The following is a 19,469-nucleotide window of genomic DNA, read 5'->3' as shown; positions in this document are numbered from 1 at the left end:
ACTTATAGCAACCTTAACCCACCGAGTTTTCGAGTTTCATTTCAATCAGTTTCACAGCCTCTACAGAAAATTCTAATGGCAGCTGTTTAAAAACATCTTTACAAAACCCATTCACCAGAATCGAAATGGCCGACTCCATATCTAACCCTCTCGACATCAAATAAAAAAGCTGATCCTCACTGATCTTTGACGTGCTCGCCTCGTGCTCCACCACTGCTGTGGGGTTTTTAACCTCTAGGTACGGGAACGTATTGGCTTGGCAAGAGTTGCCCACCAACATGGAATCGCACTGCGAGTAATTTCTAGCCCCTTCAGCGGAAGGCATGATTTTAACCAGTCCTCTGTAGCTGTTGGCAGAACTGTCCGTAGAAATTCCCTTGGATATGATTGTACTCTTGGTGTTCTTGCCAATGTGAACCATTTTGGTTCCTGTGTCGGCTTGCATTTTATCGTGGGTCAAAGCCACTGAATAAAACGCACCTTCAGAGTTTTCTCCTTGCAGGATGCAACTAGGATACTTCCATGTGATGGCTGAACCTGACTCCACTTGGGTCCAAGATATTTTAGAATTCTTGCCCACACACTTCCCGCGTTTAGTGACAAAGTTATAAATTCCACCTCGTCCCTCTTTGTCTCCTGTGTACCAATTCTGAACTGTAGAGTACTTGATCTCTGCATCGTCTAAGGCGATCAATTCCACAACCGCAGCGTGCAGTTGATTTTCGTCGCGCATAGGGGCCGTGCAGCCTTCAAGGTAATTTACAAAACTGCTTTCATCCGCGATCAAAAGCGTTCTTTCAAACTGCCCCGTTTCTTCGGCATTGATGCGGAAGTAAGTCGAAAGATCAATGGGGCATTTCACACCTTTTGGAATATAACAAAACGATCCATCCGTAAAAACAGCGGAGTTGAGTGCAGAATAAAAATTATCTGCAATGGGCACCACTGATCCCAAATACTTCTTTACAAGTTCAGGATATTTTTTGACGGCTTCACTTATGGAACAAAAGATCACACCATGTTCTTCAAGTAAGTTTTGGTTAATGGTTCCCACAGAAACACTATCAAAAACCACATCCATAGCCACGCCACTGATTCTTTTTTGCTCAGAAACAGGGATACCTAGGCGCTCAAAGGTTTTAATCAGTTCGGGGTCCAGCTCATCTAGACTCTGATGCTTATTTCCGCTCTGCTTTTTGGGGGCGGAATAATAGGAAATCGCCTGAAAATCTATCGGTGGATAATGAACATGCGCCCACTTGGGCTCCACCATCTTTTCCCACTGTTTTAAGGCTTTTAAACGGAAGTCCAGTAACCATTGCGGCTCTTCTTTTTTTTCTGAAATGAATTTCACAATTTCAGCATTCAAGCCATTGGGCGCACGATCACTCTCGATATTCGTGACAAACCCATATTTATAAGTGTTTTGATCTTTAACTTCTGACATTATGGTACCTGTGTCTAATACAAAGGGGAATTTGTCAAAATAAGCCCTAAATGTTGCCTCAAAAATACTATATTTAACCTTCATTCTCAGTAACAAAAGTCGGCTTTAAAGAATTTTCATGGAGCACTTAAAAACTTCATCTTGGCAAACCCCGCTCGGCAAGCTATCACCTCGACATGAGTTGGACACAAGCACTGGTTAAGTTTATGCAAATTGCACTCGGGGTGTTGATTTTTGCCCTTGTCCTTCATGTCCTTATCGTCTGGTATGGGCGAAATCAAGTATATTCCAGGCTAGACAGCTCTGTATTGAAAAATATCAGTGATATTATGTATTTAAATGAAAATAACTCAGGGTTTGTTATGGAAAATGACTCTGATTTAGGCTCCCCCAAGTTCCCCTTAACGCAATTTATACACCTCCAATCTGAAGACGATCGCGTGACCATCAACCCTGATGCCCAGTGCTTTTTTATCTACCTGAACTTCGACACCTCACGCACACAAAACTATGATGAGATCCTTGCGCCCCTTAAGGACTTCGAATGTGTGTTCATCCAAACCCCCTATTCTAATGCCAAAAATTATTTTAGTGGACTTAAGCCTCGCTGGTTTTACGGGGTCAGGCTTTCACAGTGGTTACAATTTATATTTCTAAACTCACTTTTTTTAGAACCTGCAGCACCACTTGAAGGGGATTTCGTTGTCATCAACCAAAGTCCCACCGACTTACATCCAAGAGTCTTAAAAGAAATCCAACGTCGCAAGCTGATCCTATTTGTGCAAAAATAAACACGAAGTCCCTCATGCCGCAACCTTGTTCTGAATCGTTCATGAAACTTAATGACTTGAGCTTTCTCTCAGAAATTGGCACATTTATATAGTAATTCTTCTTCACAACTAGGAGACCTCAATGATGATCCAACTTTTGTTTTCAAATTATGCACACGCAGCCGAAGTCGAAGTCAAAATGGGAGCTTGGCATGCCATCGCTTCCGCTGGCCCTATTGTTAAACTCACCTTGCTTATCTTAGTTTTTATGTCGATCTTTTCTTGGATGATCATTTTCTCTAAACGTGCGGCCTTCAAAAAAGTACGCGCACAAAACAAGAAGTTTGTGGCTAAATTCTGGAAGTCGACTTCTTTTGAAGATGTCTTAGCAGATGGTGATGAGTTTAGAGATTCCACTCTCTTTAAACTCTTTGAAAATGGTTACAAAGATCTCAAAGAAATTTCACAGATGGATTCTACCAACTCTATGGTTCAGCCCTCTGTCATGCTCCAACGATCTTTAGCTCAGAATGCCGAAAATCAAATCAGCGCTTTGGAAAGTCGGTTGAACTTCCTTGCCACGACAGGTAGCTCTGGGCCTTTCATTGGACTCTTCGGAACGGTTTGGGGAATTATGAGTGCCTTCCAAAAAATCGGTGAAACCAAAATGGCCAGCTTAGCCGTTGTGGCCCCTGGTATTTCTGAAGCTCTAATTGCTACAGCTATCGGCCTTGCTGCTGCCATCCCCGCTTCTATTGCCTACAACCATTACATTGGGCAAATCAGAAAAGAAGAGGTGGAGCTTCATCATTTTGCCAATGAGTTTCTAACAATTGCTGAAAAGAATTTAGCCAACAACTAAGGAGCCTTCGATGGGAATGAGCGCACCTTCTGGAGGCGGCGGATCTCGCCGCGCAATGAGCGAAATCAACGTCACACCTTTGGTGGATGTCATGCTAGTTCTTTTAATTATTTTTATGGTCACAGCCCCCATGATGAAACAGGGACTGAGCATTGATCTGCCTGAAACCAAAGGGACTGGTACTCCTCACACTAAAAACGATCCTCTGACAATCACGATAAAAACGTCTGGTAAAGTCTTTATTGGAAGCACAGAGATCCCCGTTGATCTTTTAGCTGATAAAATACGAGGCATGACAACAGGCTTAGCAGATCAACGCGTCTTTATTGAAGCCGACAAAAAAGTCACCTACGAATCCGTGGCCAAAGTTATGGGCGAAGTTCAATCCGCAGGTATCTTTAGCATTTCACTGGTTACCGTTCCAAGAGACAAATAAATATGAAGTTTGTTCCTGATGATTTAAAACCTTATTTAAAAATGTCTCTCGCGTTCCACGCGTCGATATTTCTTATCTTTGGCGTTAAGGTTTTATTTTTTCCTGATCTAAGTCACCTAGATGACACTCCCAGCATTAAAGTAGATCTTGTGGCACTCCCCGATAAAGGCGACAACAAAGTTGTTCCTAAAGTTTTAGAAAAACCCAAAGACACCAAAGAACAACCCAAAAAAGCAGAAACACCTGCGGAAAAACCAAAACCTGTCGTAGCACAAAAACCACAAGAAAAATCTGATCCTGCCAAGCCCGACAACAAAAAACCTGAAACCGCAAAGCCTGATGACAGCATTGATGAAATGGCCGCCCTAAGTCGTCTGCGTGAACTTGAGGCCCTTAAAAACATCGAAACCACCACCCAACCCAAAGCAGCAAATAACGCAGCCCCCATTAAAGGAAACCGCCTTGCTGTAGGTGATGCCATCGAGGGTGTTAATAAAATTCAATACAATAACTATAAAAAAGTTTTACAGGATGCAGTAAAAAACCACTGGGACCTGCCGCCCTGGTTACAAGATGGTGACCTCAATGCTGAGGTTCTTATCAAAATAGATGAAACAGGTCTTGTAACAGCAAAAGAACTGATCAAATCCAGCGGCAACTCTATTTATGACAAATATGTATTAGAAACTATAACGAAGTCCTCGCCTTTCCCTCCACCTGATGACAAGTTTGTTAATGTTGTGGCTATTAAGGGTGTGGTCCTCTCCTTTAACTAAAGAACATTGGAGGTTTTTTATGAAATCAACTGCCCATCTGCTGCTAGCAAGTCTTCTTCTACTCTGCTCTTCTGCTTTCGCACAGAATCAACCTCACATCAAAGCTCAGCCCTCTGAGCACATTTACATCAATATCGGAAAAGCCCAAATGAAGAAAAGTTTGATTGCCATGCCAGGCATTCAAATTAGTAAAGACAGTGCTGACTTTAAAAAGTCACGAGACCTAATCCAACGCACTATCGAAAGCGATCTGAACTTTTCTAATTACTTCCAATTTATGCCCGCAAGCAGCTTTCTTGAGAAACCCAGCGAAGTATCTTATTTACCAAAAAATCTTGATAGAAAGGGATTCGATTTCAAAAAATGGCAGGACAATAATACGGAATTTTTAATTCAGGGGCTCGTAAAGAGTGTAAGTGGTAAGGAAGTCACATTAAGGCTTTATCTCTATTACGTTCCTGAATCTAAACTTGTTTTTGAAAAGGACTACACCGCAACCGCCCTGTTCCCACAAGAGGCAGGACACGATTTTGCAAACGATGTCATGCAAAAGCTAACAGGTTTGCCTTCTATTTTTAAAACCAAAATTTTAGCTGGATCTGACCGTGCTGGAAAGGGTTTCAAAGAAATCTACTCCATGAATTGGGACGGCTCGCAAATCACCCAACTGACAGAACACAAGTCTATCACGCTTTCTCCAACATGGTCCCCTGGTGGAAATCAAATCGCTTACTCGGCATTCACTGTGGACCCACGGAAAGGAACACGTAATGCTAATTTGTATGTGTATGACATAAGAAATAAAAAGCGTGTTCTTGTTTCCTCACGAACAGGAATCAACTCTGGCTCTGTCTTTTTTCCCAGTGGCCGCAGCTTGCTGATGACTCTCTCTGCTACTGGAACTCCTGATATATACCAAATCAGTCTTGATGGGAAAATTGAAAACCGTATCACTAGCGGTCCATTTGGGGCCATGAACGTGGAACCCGCACTGGCTCCCGACGGAAAGACCATAGCTTTTTCTTCTGATCGCAGTGGACGTCCTATGATTTACACTATGGGCATTTCCCCCATTACACCCGCCAAACGTATCACCAGAGCTGGGCGATACAATGCCACACCGTCGTACTCTCCTGACGGTAAAAAAATTGCCTTTGCAGGATGGGATCAATCCCATTTTGACATCTTTATCATGAATACTGACGGTACAAACCTAAAACGCCTTACCCAAGAAAGACGCCCTAACGGGAACTGGGCCTCAAACGAAGCCCCAAGCTTTTCACCTGATGGTCGATTCATTGTGTACTCCAGTAACAAAACGGGTAGAAAGCAACTTTATATCACCAATACCGAAGGCAGTATCAATGTGCCCATCACAAACGACAACTTTAACTACTTCCAACCTAAATGGTCGCCTTTCTTAAATTAACAGGCCATAACCACTTTGGGACATACACAAGAGACTTTTACAAACCATACCCTTCAGAAGATTGAAGGGTATTCTGCAAACGAGCTTAACGAATTCACAAAGTTCTCTCCCATTGCAAGAACTTATCTAAGACTTCTTGAACAAAAAAATATTCCTTCTATTTATTCCGTCCGCCATAACGCTTGGATTATGTCTGCTTTGGCAAGTTTTTTTGACAATGCCCCTAACAGAACTATTTTTTCTCATTGGTCACAAGCCATGGATGACATACTTATGGCTCTGCAAAAAGACACGGGACTTGATCAGGAGCCTCTTGATCTTTTGGCACTGGGTAAGTACGGATCACAGGTATTAAACCTTAGTTCTGACATTGATGTTTTATTCATTGCCGATGACCTTAATGGACCTTTACTTGCTAAAACACGTAGATTCATTAAGTTGATCAATCAAAAAACAGAGTGGGGATTTCTGTCCAGAGTAGACCTCAATCTGAAGCCTCAACCACTTAAAGATCGTTTTATCATTCCCCCACAAGGATTGATTGATTATCTGTGGAATAGCACGGAACTTTGGGAACGACTTATCTACACCCGCTCACGGTCTATTTTCAAAAACACAACATCGGATACAGATGCAGATTATCTCAGCCATATTAAAAAATTCTGCTTTAGAAAATACGTGAATATGAATCTTATAGAAGACCTCTCGGGTCTTTTAAATAAAATCCTCCAACATAACCACGACCCCAACAACATTAAACTTCGCCCAGGCGGTATCCGCAGTTTGGAGCTGTTTTTCAACTCACTGCAACTGCTTTATGGTGGGCGTGACGAGGATCTGCATACACCAAACACTTATTTACTCTTAGATCATCTTGCAAATAAAAATTACATTAAACACGATGAGCTTCAGATTCTGCAAAAAAACTATGACTTTTTAAGACGAGTTGAGAATTTAATCCAAATCTACACCGACTCCCAAGAGCACTCTGTCAGCACACACATTCCTATTGCTGCCCAAGATATCAATAACGCTTGCAAAGAAAATACTGAAATCCTAATTGGGTATATGAATCAGATCATTGGGAACAGAAAAAAAACTGTCTCACATATCAGTATTATTGACGAGGAGATGGACGTCGAAAAATTTCCTCATCTAGAAAATCTTAAACAGTTTCTACAAAAAAAACCGCAGTATAAAGACCTTATTTTATCTCATCCCAAAACCTTTACAAATCTGTTGCAGTCCCTAAAGTACTCTCCCTATCTGTCCCGTATTCTTTTACTTCGTCCTGATCTCTTTGACTTGTTTTTGATTCAAAAGACCATCATCAATGAATCTGCGGATGATGAAACTCTGCTCACCCAACTTGTCGACTTTAGACTACTGAACTACATCACCGCCCTTGGAGATTTTTTGATTCACTTTAATGTGGACACCCTCACAAGCACTCTCTCTTTGACAGCAGATCGTTGCATTGGGACCATACTGAATAAAGTTTTTCCTGACACAGATAAAATCAAAATCCTCAGATTAGGAAAGTGGTCTGGACAAGAGGTGGGCTTAAAGTCTGACCTTGATTTTATTTTTGTCTGCGAGGATGAAAATATAGATCTAAAAAAAGTCCGAAAGGTCATCCACTATATTGGCCACCATACTTTTTATGGCCCTTTCTACAATATTGATTTGCGACTTAGACCTTCAGGCAATGCAGGCCCTATTGTCACAAACAGCACCAAACTAGGGGCCTACATCTCAGACCCTGGGACTTCGGCATGGATTAAACAGTCTTACCTTAGAAACTCTTTCTTAAACAATGCCCAGAAATTCAATTTTAACTCTCAGCACTTTGGCCTCACATCTGTGCAAAAAGAGGAACTGTTAGACATTCGATCCAAGAGGCTTCTGCCACTACATGCCAATAAAATTTCTCCCAAAGAAACCCAAGGTGGGCTGATTGATCTTGAGTTCTTTATTCAGCATCTCTGCCTAGATAAAGGCCACTATCCACAAGGCAATGCTTTTAATGATATTGTCCAAGAGTTGACCACAGCAGGACATCTCAGCTCTGACACTTCCCAACAGCTTGTGCAGATTTATCGACAATTACGCACTACAGAACAAATCTGTGCCCTTAAATCAGCAACTACAGACCTTGCTGTGACAGAATATAATGCTCCAATGATCTTTGATCTGCCCTCTGGCTCTGAGTCCATCTTGCCCACCCCATTAACCTATGACTCCCTTCACGAAACCTTACGCCAAGCCCATAAGCTTATAGAAGCCCACCACCCTTTTTTACTATGAATTTCAAATCATCTCGTTTAAACTTTTAACCTAAGATTCATCTTCATCTAGGAGTTCTTATGACACGTTCTATATTTTATATTTCTTTTTTATTTTTATTAACGAACTGCTCTCTTTTTGGTATGAACAAGTGCTCAAGTGATGGCGCCACAGACAGTCCTGCAGCACCTGAACTTGCAAGTTACGAACATAAGGCCACAGAAAAAGCACCTGAAGAGACACCTTCTGAAACCACATCTGAAGCCCCAGTGGCTACACCCGTTGCCAAGGCAACTGCAAAAAACAAGGAGAATCAAAAAATGTTTGCAATCTTTCATACAAATAAAGGTAAGATCAAAGCTGAACTCTATCCCAAGATGGCCCCTAATACCGTCGAAAATTTTGTGGGCCTAGCCGAAGGAACCAAAGAGTTCACTGACCCTAAAACAGGCACAAAAACAAAACGCAAATATTACGATGGTCTTACTTTTCATCGTGTTATTCCTGATTTTATGATTCAAGGTGGTTGTCCTTTAGGTACTGGCACAGGTGGTCCTGGTTATCAGTTTGCCGATGAATTTCATCCCGAGCTTAAACATGACAAGCCAGGTGTTCTTTCCATGGCCAACGCTGGGCCCAACACCAACGGCAGTCAGTTTTTTATAACTGTAGCCTCTACCCCTCATCTTGATGCTCGTCGTTCTGTGGGACAAGGATATTCTATTTTTGGCCAAGTCGTTGAGGGCCAAGACATTGCTAACGCCATCAGTAAAGTTTCTACTGATGGCAGAGACAAACCCCGTGATCCTGTTATTATTGAAAAGGTCGAAATCATTCGTCAGTAGTTCTATATGAGATGTTTAGTCACAGGTGCTAGCGGATTTATAGGTTCATGGTTAGTTAGAAAGTTAATTTCTGAAGGCCATTATGTCAGGGTGCTTTGTCGCAAGACCAGCACCTTTCCCTTGATTTATGATCTTGATTTTGACAAGGCCTTTGGAGACATCACAGACCTTAAGTCTTTACCTGCAGCTTTTGAAAACATTGATGTGGTTTTTCATCTTGCGGGCCATATTGGTTACCGCAAATCTGAACGTGCCATGATGGAAAAGATCAACGTCCTTGGGACAGAAAACATGCTTGCTGTAGCCAAGGCCACACCCAGCATAAAACGTTTTGTGCACCTCAGCTCCGTAGTGGCTGTAGGTGCAGGCCGAACTCCTTTTGAAATTTTAGACGAAAACTCTCCTTACCTGATTTCTAGTTATAACTTTGGTTATTTTGAAACCAAACGTAAAGCGGAAAAGTTGGTCTTAGCAGAAGCTCAAGCGGGAAACTTAGATGCCTTTGCTCTTAACCCCTCCACAGTATATGGACCAGGGGACATGCTTAAGGGCAGTCGCAAATCACAACTTAAAGTCATGCGTGGCAAACTCCCCTTTTATCCTCATGGTGGGGTGAATGTTGTCGGGGTCTTTGAAGTCGTAGATACCATTTATAAATCTGTGGAGCTTGCCAAAACAGGCGAACGATATATCCTTTGTGGCGATGAAAATCTCTACATTAAAGACCTTCTAGAGAAAATTGCGGCCCTTGCTGGGTCTAAGCCCCCTAAAATCGAACTTCCCTCTAGCATCATGAATCTGATGGGATTTATAGGGAAATTTACAGGTGGTAAACCTATTGATTCTGAAACCGCAAAGGTCACTCAACTTTACCATTGGTTCCGCTGCACAAAAGCTAAAAAAGAGTTAGAGTTTAAGCCTAGTCCAGTAGATGAGGCCTTACAATCTAGTGTAAAATGGGCCAAAGATAATATCCTTTAATCATTAACTTTTGGTTTATTATGAAAATTAGTCGTTCACAAATTGACCTTATCATAAAGTTTTTATTTTTTATTGTTGGTTCCTTCTTAGTTGTGACATCTGCTGTGCGGCTCTTAAAACCTAATCTCAACAATTACCCTCCTCTTGATAGCTGTTTTGAAACCAGCGTTCACAAGGTCCTACTTTGTGAAAAGAACCCCAACTATATTTCTTTAGATCAAATTTCCGATCAACTTGTAAGAGCCATTCTTATGAGCGAGGATGATAAATTTTTTGACCATAAGGGTGTGGATTGGGTTGAGATTAAAAACAGTCTGAAGAAAAATATCCAACAACGACACTTCGCGCGTGGGGGCTCCACTCTAACACAACAGCTTGTGAAAAATGCTTACCTCCATCAAGGGAAAAGTTTGATACGGAAGTTTAAAGAGTATTTTCTAGCTCAAGCACTTGAAGAAAAATATTCTAAATCTCTTATTCTCGAAAAATATCTCAATGTGGTGGAACTAGGCACAGACCTTTATGGCGTAAAGCGTGCAGCACAGTTTTATTTTAAAAAACCCGTATCTGATTTAGAACTGTTAGAGTCTTTATACTTAGTCACTTTGCTCCCCAACCCCAAACGCATTTCAAAAAGTTTTTCTGATAGAAAGCTAAGCCCTTGGCAGATCAAAAAAATAAAGTCCTTACTGAAGAACTTTGAACGTCGTGGACAAATTGATTCTTCCGAAAGAGTTCAATACGAAAATGCTTTAGCGCAGTTTCCTTGGGATTCACAAAACCCTATGGATGCAGGCTTTGACCCTAACGGCATGGACCTTACAGAAGACCAAACCGACGATCTTGATGCTCCAGAGTCAGACGAACCTGTCTTTTCCAACTTTAAAGCCACACCCGCAAGCCCTGATGAGGAAGAGAACCCTTCTTATAATTTTAGACCTAAAAATAATTCAAATGACCAGGTTTTTGATGACACCGATACAAACCCTAACGATTATGGTGCTGAAGACGACGCGGGCTTCGAACCTCCAAGTTCTCAGTCAGACTCGCAAAGAGGCCGTTCACGCCAATATGACGAAGACGATGACCGTTCTTCGGAACGAGACGACAGAAGTAATGAGCTTCCTGATGAGTATGACGGTGAGGACGAAGGAGACATGGGATACGATGCCGAAGGGTTTTAATGTTAAATCTATTTTTACTTTTACTGACTCCACTGATTCTCTTTGTACCTTTTGACTCTACACTGGCTCAAATTCCATCTGTAGCTCATACTGACCAAGAGCCTTCCTCTCTTAAAACTCGTACCACAGCAGATGAAGATCACAATTTTTTGGTGCCTTATTCAGCAGATGAAGAAACTCCCGCAAGCTCTCTTCAGGATTCTTTAATTGGGACTTGGGTTCTTAAAAGTTTTCAATGTGAAGACGGAACTGCTGTTCCTGACGATCAACCACAAAATCCATTCGCTTCACTTACCGAACCACCCACTAAAACTTTTGCTCATAACAATAAATTCGAAGACAGTGTTTTAATCCCTTTAGGACGTGATGTGACCTGTAAAACTATTGGCAATGGTTTTTATATTGTTGATGAAGGTATTTTAGTGATCTTTTTGGATGAACTTACCTCTCCTGATTGCCCTGGTCTTGTTCAAAGTTTTAATGCTTCGCTAGAAGATAATAATCTTTTTGAATACGAAATCACAATGCCCAAGAAAAATCAGTTCGTATTACTACAACCTTTAAAGCAGGGCGAAACCGATTTCCGCTGTGGGCAAGACAAGCGTGTAGCAGAGGTTTGGGAAAAGACCTCTCTTTAAACCTATCCGTGCCCACCCATTAAGAAAGCTTCCGAACTTGTATCTGGTTGGGGCATGTTTTTGATCTCTTCAAAGTAATCTTTTGCGCAAGACAAGATGTCTTCTACATTTTTGATTTCAAATATTTTTTTTCTGAATCCAGAAGAACCTGGGTAACCTGAAGAAAACCACGATGAGAACTTTTTCAGTTGTATCCCAATGATCCGCTCATCATCAAGGTCCTTCTCTAAAGAATTATAAAGCTGATGTAAGACATTTAAGTGATCCCGTGCTTCTCGAAAATCTGCATTACCAGATTGAGAGTTCCAAAGACTCATACACTCTTTAAAAATCCATGGATTTTTTAAACATCCCCTGCCAATCATCACCCCATCACACTGACTGGATTTTAAAGTCCCAATAATTTGTGGTGGGAATATTAAATCCCCATTACCCAACACAGGCACCTTGCTTTCAGATTTTACAAATCTAATATAATCCCAATCCGCCTTGCCATTATAACCTTGAGCCCTTGTTCGCCCATGAATAGCGACCCACGTGATCCCTTCTTCATAAGCAATCTGACATACCTGTTCTGCATTGCGAGTCTGTTGATCCCAACCTGTTCTGATTTTAATCGTGACTGGAAGGCGGGTGCTACCTTTCACTGTTTGTAAAACTTTTCTCAGCTGATCTAAATCTTTGAGAAGAGCCGAACCCGCTCCACGTTTAACCACTTTCGGCACAGGACATCCAAAGTTGAGATCGACAAAATCCGCTCCCAAGTCCTCACATACTTTGGCAGCGTGAGACAGATGTTCTAGGTCCTCACCAAAAAGCTGAATCCCAACAGGTCTTTGATCTTCATTAAAGCGCATAAGTTTTAAAGTCTTTTCTGAAGAAAATTTTAAACCTGTGGCTGACACCAATTCCGTTACAACAATACTTGCCCCCATGCTTTTCATAAAAGATCGAAACGCACAGTCCGTAATGGCCGCCATAGGAGCCAGAACAAAAGGATTTTGATTAAGGTGTTGTAAGAGTTTTTCTTCGGTCATTGCTGTGTTTTATACGTAGGTTCTTTGCCGAGCTGCAAGTTTTTTTTGCACTAACGTCTATCTTGTGAAAAAACTCATCTAAATATAAAGAAATATCCGTCTCAATGCTACGTTTTCACTCAAGACAAAGCACACTCCCCCCCCTCCACAGTTTCCGCGAAGAAGACGGGAGATGCGGCGAGAGCGCGAGTTGACAAATCCATAACTGAGTAGTTCCGTAGCTCCCCCGAAGAAGGCTCAGCCTATTTTATCAAAAGACCCTTAAGCTTACCCCAAAGATCTTTTACCAAACCATGGCTTTCATGATTTTGGGTACCAGCTTCTTCAAGATGACCGCCTTGAGCCTGAAGCAGATGCTCTGCTTCTTGGTGAGCCTCTGTACTGACATGATGGTCTTCAATAAAGGCCGTATGGCCCTTTGGAAAAGATATCCCAAACCCTACATTTTGAAAGACTTCAACATCCTTAATGGCAGCCCAATCATTGAAATCTACATGCCAAATATGGTGATCGCTTGTAATTTGATTCGTTTTTAAAAGATCACAAATTTCTTTTGAGGTCAGTGGACCAAACTGATGACAATTCCTAAAAATATACCATTGGGGTTGTGTGGAATCGTATGCTTCTTTAAGTGCTTTTGTATCCATCTATAATGACCTCCGAAAACGCCTCTCTACATACGTATCGACGCCACTACAAAAATCTAAATACAAACGCTTATATTAGGGGTAGTTTCTGGACTTTGGGAGGATGGTGGCTCGGGACGGATTTGAACCGCCGACACAAGGATTTTCAGTCCTCTGCTCTACCGACTGAGCTACCGAGCCATCTTTATGAATGTAAAGAATTAGTCTTCTCTCTTTTAATTGTCAAAAACTAAATGCCTGATCAAGGTCATTTATTAGATCATCAATGTCTTCAACGCCAACACTTAAGCGTATCAAAGCATCACTGATACCAAGTTCTTTGCGTCGTTCAGCAGGGACCGAAGCATGGGTCATAATGCCAGGGTGTTCGATCAATGACTCAACGCCCCCCAGGCTTTCAGCTAAAGCAAAAATCTTCACTCTTTCTAAGAATTTGCGCGCTTCGGGCATTCCGCCCTTGATAAAGAACGTGATCATGCCACCAAAACCATTCATTTGTTTTTTAGCCAACTCATGCTGAGGATGGTTCTCAAGCCCTGGGTAAATCACCTTATCTACCATAGGATGTGAGCTTAAATAATTAGCAATTTTAATGGCATTCTTTTCATGCTCTCTCATTCTAAGTGCTAAGGTTTTTAAACTTCTCATCGCCATAAATGAATCAAAAGGCGAAGCTACAGCACCAATAGAATTGACTAGAAATTGTAATTTTTCTGCCAAATCTGCACTGTCAGTTAAAATGGCGCCACCTAAGACATCACTATGACCACCGATATACTTTGTCGCAGAGTGAACAACAAGGTCTGCACCCAATTCGGCAGGTCTTTGAAAGTAAGGACTCATAAACGTGTTATCCACAGCAAGTAGTATGCCTTTAGACTTTGCAAACTCGGCGATCTTTTCAATATCAAATATTTTTAATGTGGGATTGGTCGGTGTTTCTAACCAAATAAGTTTTGTTTTGTCTGTGGTGGCATTTTTAATGCTCTCTAAACTTGTAAAGTCCACATAAGAAAAATTTAAACCATGTTTGGTCATAACTTTATCAAATAAGCGGTAGGTCCCGCCGTACATGTCATCACCAGCTAAAATATGATCGCCACTCTCTAACATGTGCATAATGATCGCAGCAGCAGAGCAACCCGACGCCAAGGCAAAACCATATTTTACACTTTCAAGTGATGCTAAACATGTTTCGTACGCCTTACGTGTAGGGTTTGAAGTTCTGCTGTACTCGTAACCCTTATGCACGCCTGGTGAGGCTTGCACATAAGTTGTAGCCAGATAAACTGGTGTCATGATAGCACCCGTTGTAGGATCGGGTTCTTGTCCTGCATGGACTGCTAATGTTGAAAAACCTTGTTTCTTTTCCATAAATTCATTCCTTGGTCGTTACGACTACAAATTGATATCTAATTTTGTTTTTAACCAATTGGCATCAAATGCTTTTGTTAAATACTTGCTGCCATTGTCTGGAAACATGATCAAAATATTTGAAGGTTTATCTAACGTCTCAGAATATTTGATCGCACCGACTAAAGCCGCAGCTGAAGAGGGGCCCACAAGCAACCCTTCCTCTCTAGCAAGCTCCACGCATTTTTCAAAGGACTCTTTGTCATTGACCCTTACAAAATCATCAATCACCGAAAAATCCAAACATTCAGGCACCATGTCTTCCCCGATCCCTTCCACAAAATAGGGCCGCGCAGGTTCTCTGACCTCTTTAAAATAAAAAAGATCATACAAGATCGAACCGATAGGATCATTAACCACAACCTTTAAGTCAGGCTTTTGTTCTTTAAGGTATTTCCCCACTCCTGAAACGGTGCCCCCAGTTCCTACTCCTGCAATAAAGACATCAATCTCACCTTCCATTTGTTCCCAAATCTCTGGGCCTGTTTTTTTATAGTGAGCGTCCCTGTTATCCAGATTGTCATATTGATTTGTAAAATATCCGCCTGGTCGTTCCGAGGCAATCCTTCTGGCCACAGAATAGTGGCTATTCGGATCATCAGGCTCGAGACCTGTAGGAGTGATCACCACTTCTGCACCATAAGCTCGCAGTGTGGCTCTTTTTTCCTCACTGATCTTTTCAGGCATAACAAAGACAGATTTATAACCTTTGATTGCGGCAACCATCGCTAAACCTACACCTGTATTTCCTGATGTGGCCTCCACAATGGTCCCACCAGGTTTTAAGTCTCCACGTTTTTCTGCTCCTTCCACAATGGCAAGCGCAATTCTATCTTTGACACTCAAACCTGGGTTAAAAAATTCCAACTTGGCCCAAAATTTATGCTTTGAATTTTTGGGAACACATCTTTGCAACTGGACTACTGGTGTGTTGCCAATGGTGTCTAAGATATTTGTAAATTTATTGCTCATGGGTCTTCTCCTGCGTTTCCAATTGAGGGTGTAAGTGCTGTAAAAGTAAATTGAGTCGAGCTAAAGGATCGCTTGTGTACTTTAGTCCCAAGTTTTCCATTTCTGATTTTATTTCATTTTCAGACAGTTTATTTTCCAAAAAACTTTCAACAAATGCCTGCAATTTGTCTTGCTTTTCTGTGTCCATCTCGCCCACCTTATTTCTCAGCGTTTAACAATGAGATTAACCATTTCGCTCCATAAGACAAGGTCTGTAGTGTCCAGGAGCATCTCGATTTAAGACTGGTTTTGGCGTTAAGTTTTAAGCCCCAATTCCGATGTCTATGCTGTGATTTAACAAAAACCATCAAAATAAAGGGGTCTCAACATGCGTAGTCGCAATATTGTGAGCTTATTAGCAATAATGGGTGCTGTCTCACTTTCTGCCTGTGCTTCATCTGAAAAGTCATTCGAGGAGCAACATTCACAACATAAACAAGAACATGCGGATAAACAGGAAGCCAAAGAAGCTGCGCACAAAGCAGACAAGAACGTGGAGCGTGTGCCTGCAATGAAAAAAGGAACCGAGTTTCCACCCAACGCTCAAGCTGGCGAGTGCTACGCTCGAGTCATTGTCCCACCAGTTACAGAATGGAAAGAAGATGTTGTTGTTCTCAGAGAAGAATACAAAAAACTAATCACTGTACCTGCTACTTTTAAAGAGGTTGAAAAAGACGTCATCATTAAAGAGGCCTCCGAAAAGATGGTCCCTGTTGAAGCTCAATATAAGATTGTTGAGGAAAGAGTTCTTATAAAACCTGAAGAGAAAAAACTGATTCGTATTCCTGCTAAATATAAGACTGTGTCTGAAAAAGTTTTGGTTTCTCCTGAGCGTGAAGTTTGGAAACGTGGCGATGGTCCCATCACTAAAGTCGACGAGGCTACAGGTGATATCTTATGTTTAGTTAAAGAACCTGCTGTTTACAAAACTGTGAAAAAGAACGTTCTAGTTTCTGCTGAAACCACTCGCGAAGAGATCATTCCTGCTGAATATCAAATCGTTAAAAAGAGTGTTGTGGTTTCACCAGCATCTGTGAACAAGATCCCGATCCCTGAAGTAAAACAAAAAATGAAAGTTCGTGAGATCGCTTCAGAAGCCAAGATCGAGGAAAAACTTATTCCAGCAAAAGTGGAAAAGGTTAAAAAACAAGTGGTTTTAGAGCCTAGCAAAACCGAGTGGAAACCCGTTTTATGTCAAACTAATATGACTAAAAAAGTAATCACAGATTTACAAAAAGCCTTAAAGGCTCAAGGTCTTGACCCTGGTGTCATTGACGGCAACTATGGCGGACAAACAGCTGTTGCAGTCAAAGAATTCCAAACACAAAAAGGCTTAGCAACAGGCGGTCTAACTCTAGAAACTCTTGCTGCACTTAATGTAAAACAATAACGATAGAAATCTTTATAATGAGAATCTAAAACCGAACCCAAGGGTTCGGTTTTTTTATAGAAAGAACAGCACCAGTATCCCCAGGGGAACAAGATAGAAAGAGAATATATAAAGTAACCCACGATTAAGTATTCTCGTGACACCCAATAGACCGATAAGACCAAAAATCAGTGCAGAGATAAAGATACCCAACAATGCTGGCACTTGTGATGCGTCTATCTTTACCTGTCCCAACTCTAATATCAGAGCGCCAAGAATCAATGGTATTGAAATCAAGAAACTGAAGAACGCGGCTTGCTCGCGCTGAACACCCAAAAATAAACTGGTGGTGATCGTCGTACCCGAGCGGCTCAACCCTGGACATATTGCCAAAGCCTGTGAACAACCAATGATCAATGCTTTGGTAAAAGTCATTTCATGGGATAACGATTTAATAAAATTTTCTCTGTACTCCATATCTTTGGTTTTAGATTTTGAAGCCCATAAAATCACAGCAGTCACTAATAGAAAAACCCCCACCCAATGCGTGGAAGAGAACAAATACTGCTCAAAAAAATCTTTGAGAAATAACCCGACCAAACCACCAGGGATCACAGCAATCACCACAAGCACTATCAATCTAAGACTTGGATTCACTAAAAAATTCGTCTTGCGATCAAAAAGTGTTCTTAAAATATATGCGAACTCTTTTTTATAGAAAAACACTACGGCTAGAAGAGTGCCGAAGTGGGCCAAGACCGATGCCGTCAGGTCTTCTGATGGCAGATTCATCAACTTTTGTGCAATCACCAAATGACCTGAACTTGAAACAGGCAAGAACTCAGTCAAGCCTTGGATGATTCCTAATATGATAGATTCAAATACACTCATCCATTCAAGATCACCCATTATATAGAAGAGTTCAATGTTAAATTTCTAAGGACTTTATCGTTAAAGCGCGTCAATCTCGACTATTTCACTTTTGTAGGGCTTACCCTCAACGCTGACTTTGCTCACTTTATTGTGTGAACGCAACTTGAATAAAAGTGTCTTCGGATTTTCAAGGGACACTCTGTAATCATAGGGAACGCTATTCCAGCGTCCAGCATCCCACACTTCAAAGGCTTTGAGCGAACGAAACCTTACAGTGGTCATTCCAAGAAGTGGGCGTTGCATTTGGGAAGACATCACCACAAGAAAGCATGCGCCCACACCAACAAGCTTGAACCACCTAGGGTTGAAGAGCTTCACAGCCTGATAGATCTTCAACAGCTCTTCTGATACTGTCTTCATACTGGGCATAGACCCTTCTTGTGTTATCGGCACATGATACTCTACTGTGCTCATCGCCACTTGATCGATGGGCTTCCTATTTAACTTGATACTTTTATGATCTGGCTCACAAGAATCAAATTCATATTTGATTTGCCAAACATGAGCGCTTAATTCTGAGGTGGCTTGACCCAAATTTAGTTGTCCTATTTTTTTATATCTACGCAGCCCTGGTTTGATTTGTAAAAGGTCGTTACAGCCCGCAAACTCTAGCACCTGTGCGATAAGACCTAAGCTATATAAGTCCGAACGAAAATCAGGTCTATGACCTGCTAAAACCTCTGGGGCAGAAAATTCAGGAGTGGCATAGATAAGGCCATGATCACCTAAACAGATATCAATGATCTTTACTTTGCCCTCTACAGATAAAAGGATATTGGATGGCTTTAAGTCCCCATGGCAAATGCCCGCTTCATGTAGAGCTTTGAGGCTCTGAAAAATAGATTCGACGATGTATCTTTTTAGATTCTCGGAAACCTTCATATTGTGGCTTTGAACCATCTGTATAAATTGGTGTAGATCACATCCATCCACGTACTCTGTAACAATAGTCAATTGGTCAGATTCGTAACTCCAATCCAAGACTTTAGGTATGCCTTCACAGTTCATTCTGGAAAGATTTTCCAATTCATTGTGAAATTTTTTTCTAAAACTGTCTGACTTGTACTGTTTAAGTGTCACAATCTGCTGGAAATTCGACTCTGGATCACGACGAATACACTTGTATAAATCACTACTAAGGCCCTGACCGAGCCTTGAGAGTATTTGGTAGTCTTTTTTCGTTTGTATTTGAATTCCCATCTATATGACCCATATACAAAAACCTTACCAAATCGCTGCGTTCATCCCAAATGCTCAGTTTTTGTGTCTGCGCCTCTGCCAATACTTGGCTTCTATAGAAGCATTTGGGGAAATAATTCTCCAAAATCACCCGATCCGCAGGGTCCAAGGGCAGCCAGCCTGAAACATATTTCAGACAATGACCTTCAATCTTATGATAAAGACT

At 41.5% G+C, this 19,469-nt stretch carries 19 protein-coding genes and 1 tRNA gene; 11 read left to right on the top strand and 9 right to left on the bottom strand.

The annotated features are described in order from the left end of the window. Nucleotides 1-13: 13 nt before the first annotated feature. Nucleotides 14-1,447 (bottom strand): Fe-S cluster assembly protein SufB, encoded by a 1,434-nt coding sequence (gene sufB / locus M9899_01795; protein ID MCO5112886.1) that lies wholly within the window; start codon nt 1,445-1,447, stop codon nt 14-16. Between the two features lie 362 nt (nt 1,448-1,809). Between sufB and M9899_01790 the strand changes: the two genes are divergently transcribed. The 10 genes from M9899_01790 to M9899_01745 all read left to right on the top strand — a co-directional run bounded on the left by M9899_01790 (nt 1,810) and on the right by M9899_01745 (nt 11,654). Next, nucleotides 1,810-2,238, top strand: a complete 429-nt coding sequence (locus tag M9899_01790; protein MCO5112885.1) for a hypothetical protein — start codon at nt 1,810-1,812, stop codon at nt 2,236-2,238. 121 nt (nt 2,239-2,359) lie between these two features. Further along, nucleotides 2,360-3,079, top strand: a complete 720-nt coding sequence (gene tolQ, locus M9899_01785) for a protein TolQ (protein MCO5112884.1) — start codon at nt 2,360-2,362, stop codon at nt 3,077-3,079. Nucleotides 3,080-3,089: 10 nt separating this feature from the next. Beyond that, nucleotides 3,090-3,515 (top strand): protein TolR, encoded by a 426-nt coding sequence (gene tolR / locus M9899_01780; GenBank protein ID MCO5112883.1) that lies wholly within the window; start codon nt 3,090-3,092, stop codon nt 3,513-3,515. Nucleotides 3,516-3,517: 2 nt separating this feature from the next. Further along, nucleotides 3,518-4,291, top strand: coding sequence for a TonB family protein (locus tag M9899_01775; protein MCO5112882.1), 774 nt, complete (start codon nt 3,518-3,520; stop codon nt 4,289-4,291). 19 nt (nt 4,292-4,310) lie between these two features. Beyond that, entirely contained in the window at nt 4,311-5,720 is a 1,410-nt protein-coding gene (locus M9899_01770; protein ID MCO5112881.1) for a translocation protein TolB, read from the top strand. 15 nt (nt 5,721-5,735) lie between these two features. After that, nucleotides 5,736-8,027 (top strand): hypothetical protein, encoded by a 2,292-nt coding sequence (locus M9899_01765; protein MCO5112880.1) that lies wholly within the window; start codon nt 5,736-5,738, stop codon nt 8,025-8,027. Between the two features lie 299 nt (nt 8,028-8,326). Continuing rightward, on the top strand, nt 8,327-8,851 hold the full coding sequence (locus M9899_01760) for a peptidylprolyl isomerase (protein MCO5112879.1): 525 nt from the start codon (nt 8,327-8,329) through the stop codon (nt 8,849-8,851). A gap of 6 nt (nt 8,852-8,857) precedes the next feature. Continuing rightward, nucleotides 8,858-9,832 carry an NAD-dependent epimerase/dehydratase family protein gene (locus tag M9899_01755; protein MCO5112878.1) on the top strand — a complete coding sequence of 325 codons (975 nt, stop codon included), beginning with the start codon at nt 8,858-8,860 and terminating at the stop codon, nt 9,830-9,832. A 20-nt stretch (nt 9,833-9,852) separates the two neighbouring features. Continuing rightward, nucleotides 9,853-11,016, top strand: coding sequence for a transglycosylase domain-containing protein (locus M9899_01750; GenBank protein MCO5112877.1), 1,164 nt, complete (start codon nt 9,853-9,855; stop codon nt 11,014-11,016). After that, on the top strand, nt 11,016-11,654 hold the full coding sequence (locus tag M9899_01745) for a hypothetical protein (GenBank protein ID MCO5112876.1): 639 nt from the start codon (nt 11,016-11,018) through the stop codon (nt 11,652-11,654). Before M9899_01750 ends, M9899_01745 begins: the two co-directional genes overlap by 1 nt. 2 nt (nt 11,655-11,656) lie before the next feature. On the opposite strand, the gene dusB is transcribed toward M9899_01745, so the two are convergent. The 6 genes from dusB to M9899_01715 all read right to left on the bottom strand — a co-directional run bounded on the left by dusB (nt 11,657) and on the right by M9899_01715 (nt 15,910). Continuing rightward, nucleotides 11,657-12,691, bottom strand: a complete 1,035-nt coding sequence (gene dusB, locus M9899_01740; GenBank protein MCO5112875.1) for a tRNA dihydrouridine synthase DusB — start codon at nt 12,689-12,691, stop codon at nt 11,657-11,659. A 242-nt stretch (nt 12,692-12,933) separates the two neighbouring features. Next, nucleotides 12,934-13,338: a DUF4339 domain-containing protein gene (locus M9899_01735; GenBank protein ID MCO5112874.1), complete on the bottom strand. Its 405-nt coding sequence runs from the start codon at nt 13,336-13,338 to the stop codon at nt 12,934-12,936. Nucleotides 13,339-13,442: 104 nt separating this feature from the next. Continuing rightward, nucleotides 13,443-13,518, bottom strand: a tRNA-Phe gene (locus tag M9899_01730). 42 nt (nt 13,519-13,560) lie between these two features. Further along, nucleotides 13,561-14,712, bottom strand: a complete 1,152-nt coding sequence (locus M9899_01725; protein MCO5112873.1) for a cystathionine gamma-synthase — start codon at nt 14,710-14,712, stop codon at nt 13,561-13,563. A gap of 24 nt (nt 14,713-14,736) precedes the next feature. After that, nucleotides 14,737-15,723 carry a cysteine synthase family protein gene (locus M9899_01720; GenBank protein MCO5112872.1) on the bottom strand — a complete coding sequence of 329 codons (987 nt, stop codon included), beginning with the start codon at nt 15,721-15,723 and terminating at the stop codon, nt 14,737-14,739. Then, nucleotides 15,713-15,910 carry a hypothetical protein gene (locus M9899_01715; protein ID MCO5112871.1) on the bottom strand — a complete coding sequence of 66 codons (198 nt, stop codon included), beginning with the start codon at nt 15,908-15,910 and terminating at the stop codon, nt 15,713-15,715. Before M9899_01715 ends, M9899_01720 begins: the two co-directional genes overlap by 11 nt. 180 nt (nt 15,911-16,090) lie before the next feature. Between M9899_01715 and M9899_01710 the strand changes: the two genes are divergently transcribed. Continuing rightward, complete coding sequence (locus M9899_01710; GenBank protein MCO5112870.1) at nt 16,091-17,152, top strand: peptidoglycan-binding protein; 1,062 nt, start codon at nt 16,091-16,093, stop codon at nt 17,150-17,152. 54 nt (nt 17,153-17,206) lie between these two features. Here M9899_01710 and M9899_01705 read toward each other — a convergent pair whose 3' ends face one another. Both M9899_01705 and M9899_01700 read right to left on the bottom strand, forming a co-directional pair. Continuing rightward, nucleotides 17,207-18,022: an undecaprenyl-diphosphate phosphatase gene (locus M9899_01705; protein MCO5112869.1), complete on the bottom strand. Its 816-nt coding sequence runs from the start codon at nt 18,020-18,022 to the stop codon at nt 17,207-17,209. A gap of 60 nt (nt 18,023-18,082) precedes the next feature. Continuing rightward, entirely contained in the window at nt 18,083-19,264 is a 1,182-nt protein-coding gene (locus tag M9899_01700; GenBank protein MCO5112868.1) for a serine/threonine protein kinase, read from the bottom strand. Nucleotides 19,265-19,469: the final 205 nt, after the last annotated feature.

The sequence above is a fragment of the Pseudobdellovibrionaceae bacterium genome (genome assembly GCA_023954155.1).
GTDB lineage: Bacteria > Bdellovibrionota > Bdellovibrionia > Bdellovibrionales > UBA1609 > JAMLIO01.
The sequence above is the reverse complement of the archived record's forward strand: the minus strand, read 5'-3'. Positions and strand labels throughout refer to the sequence as shown.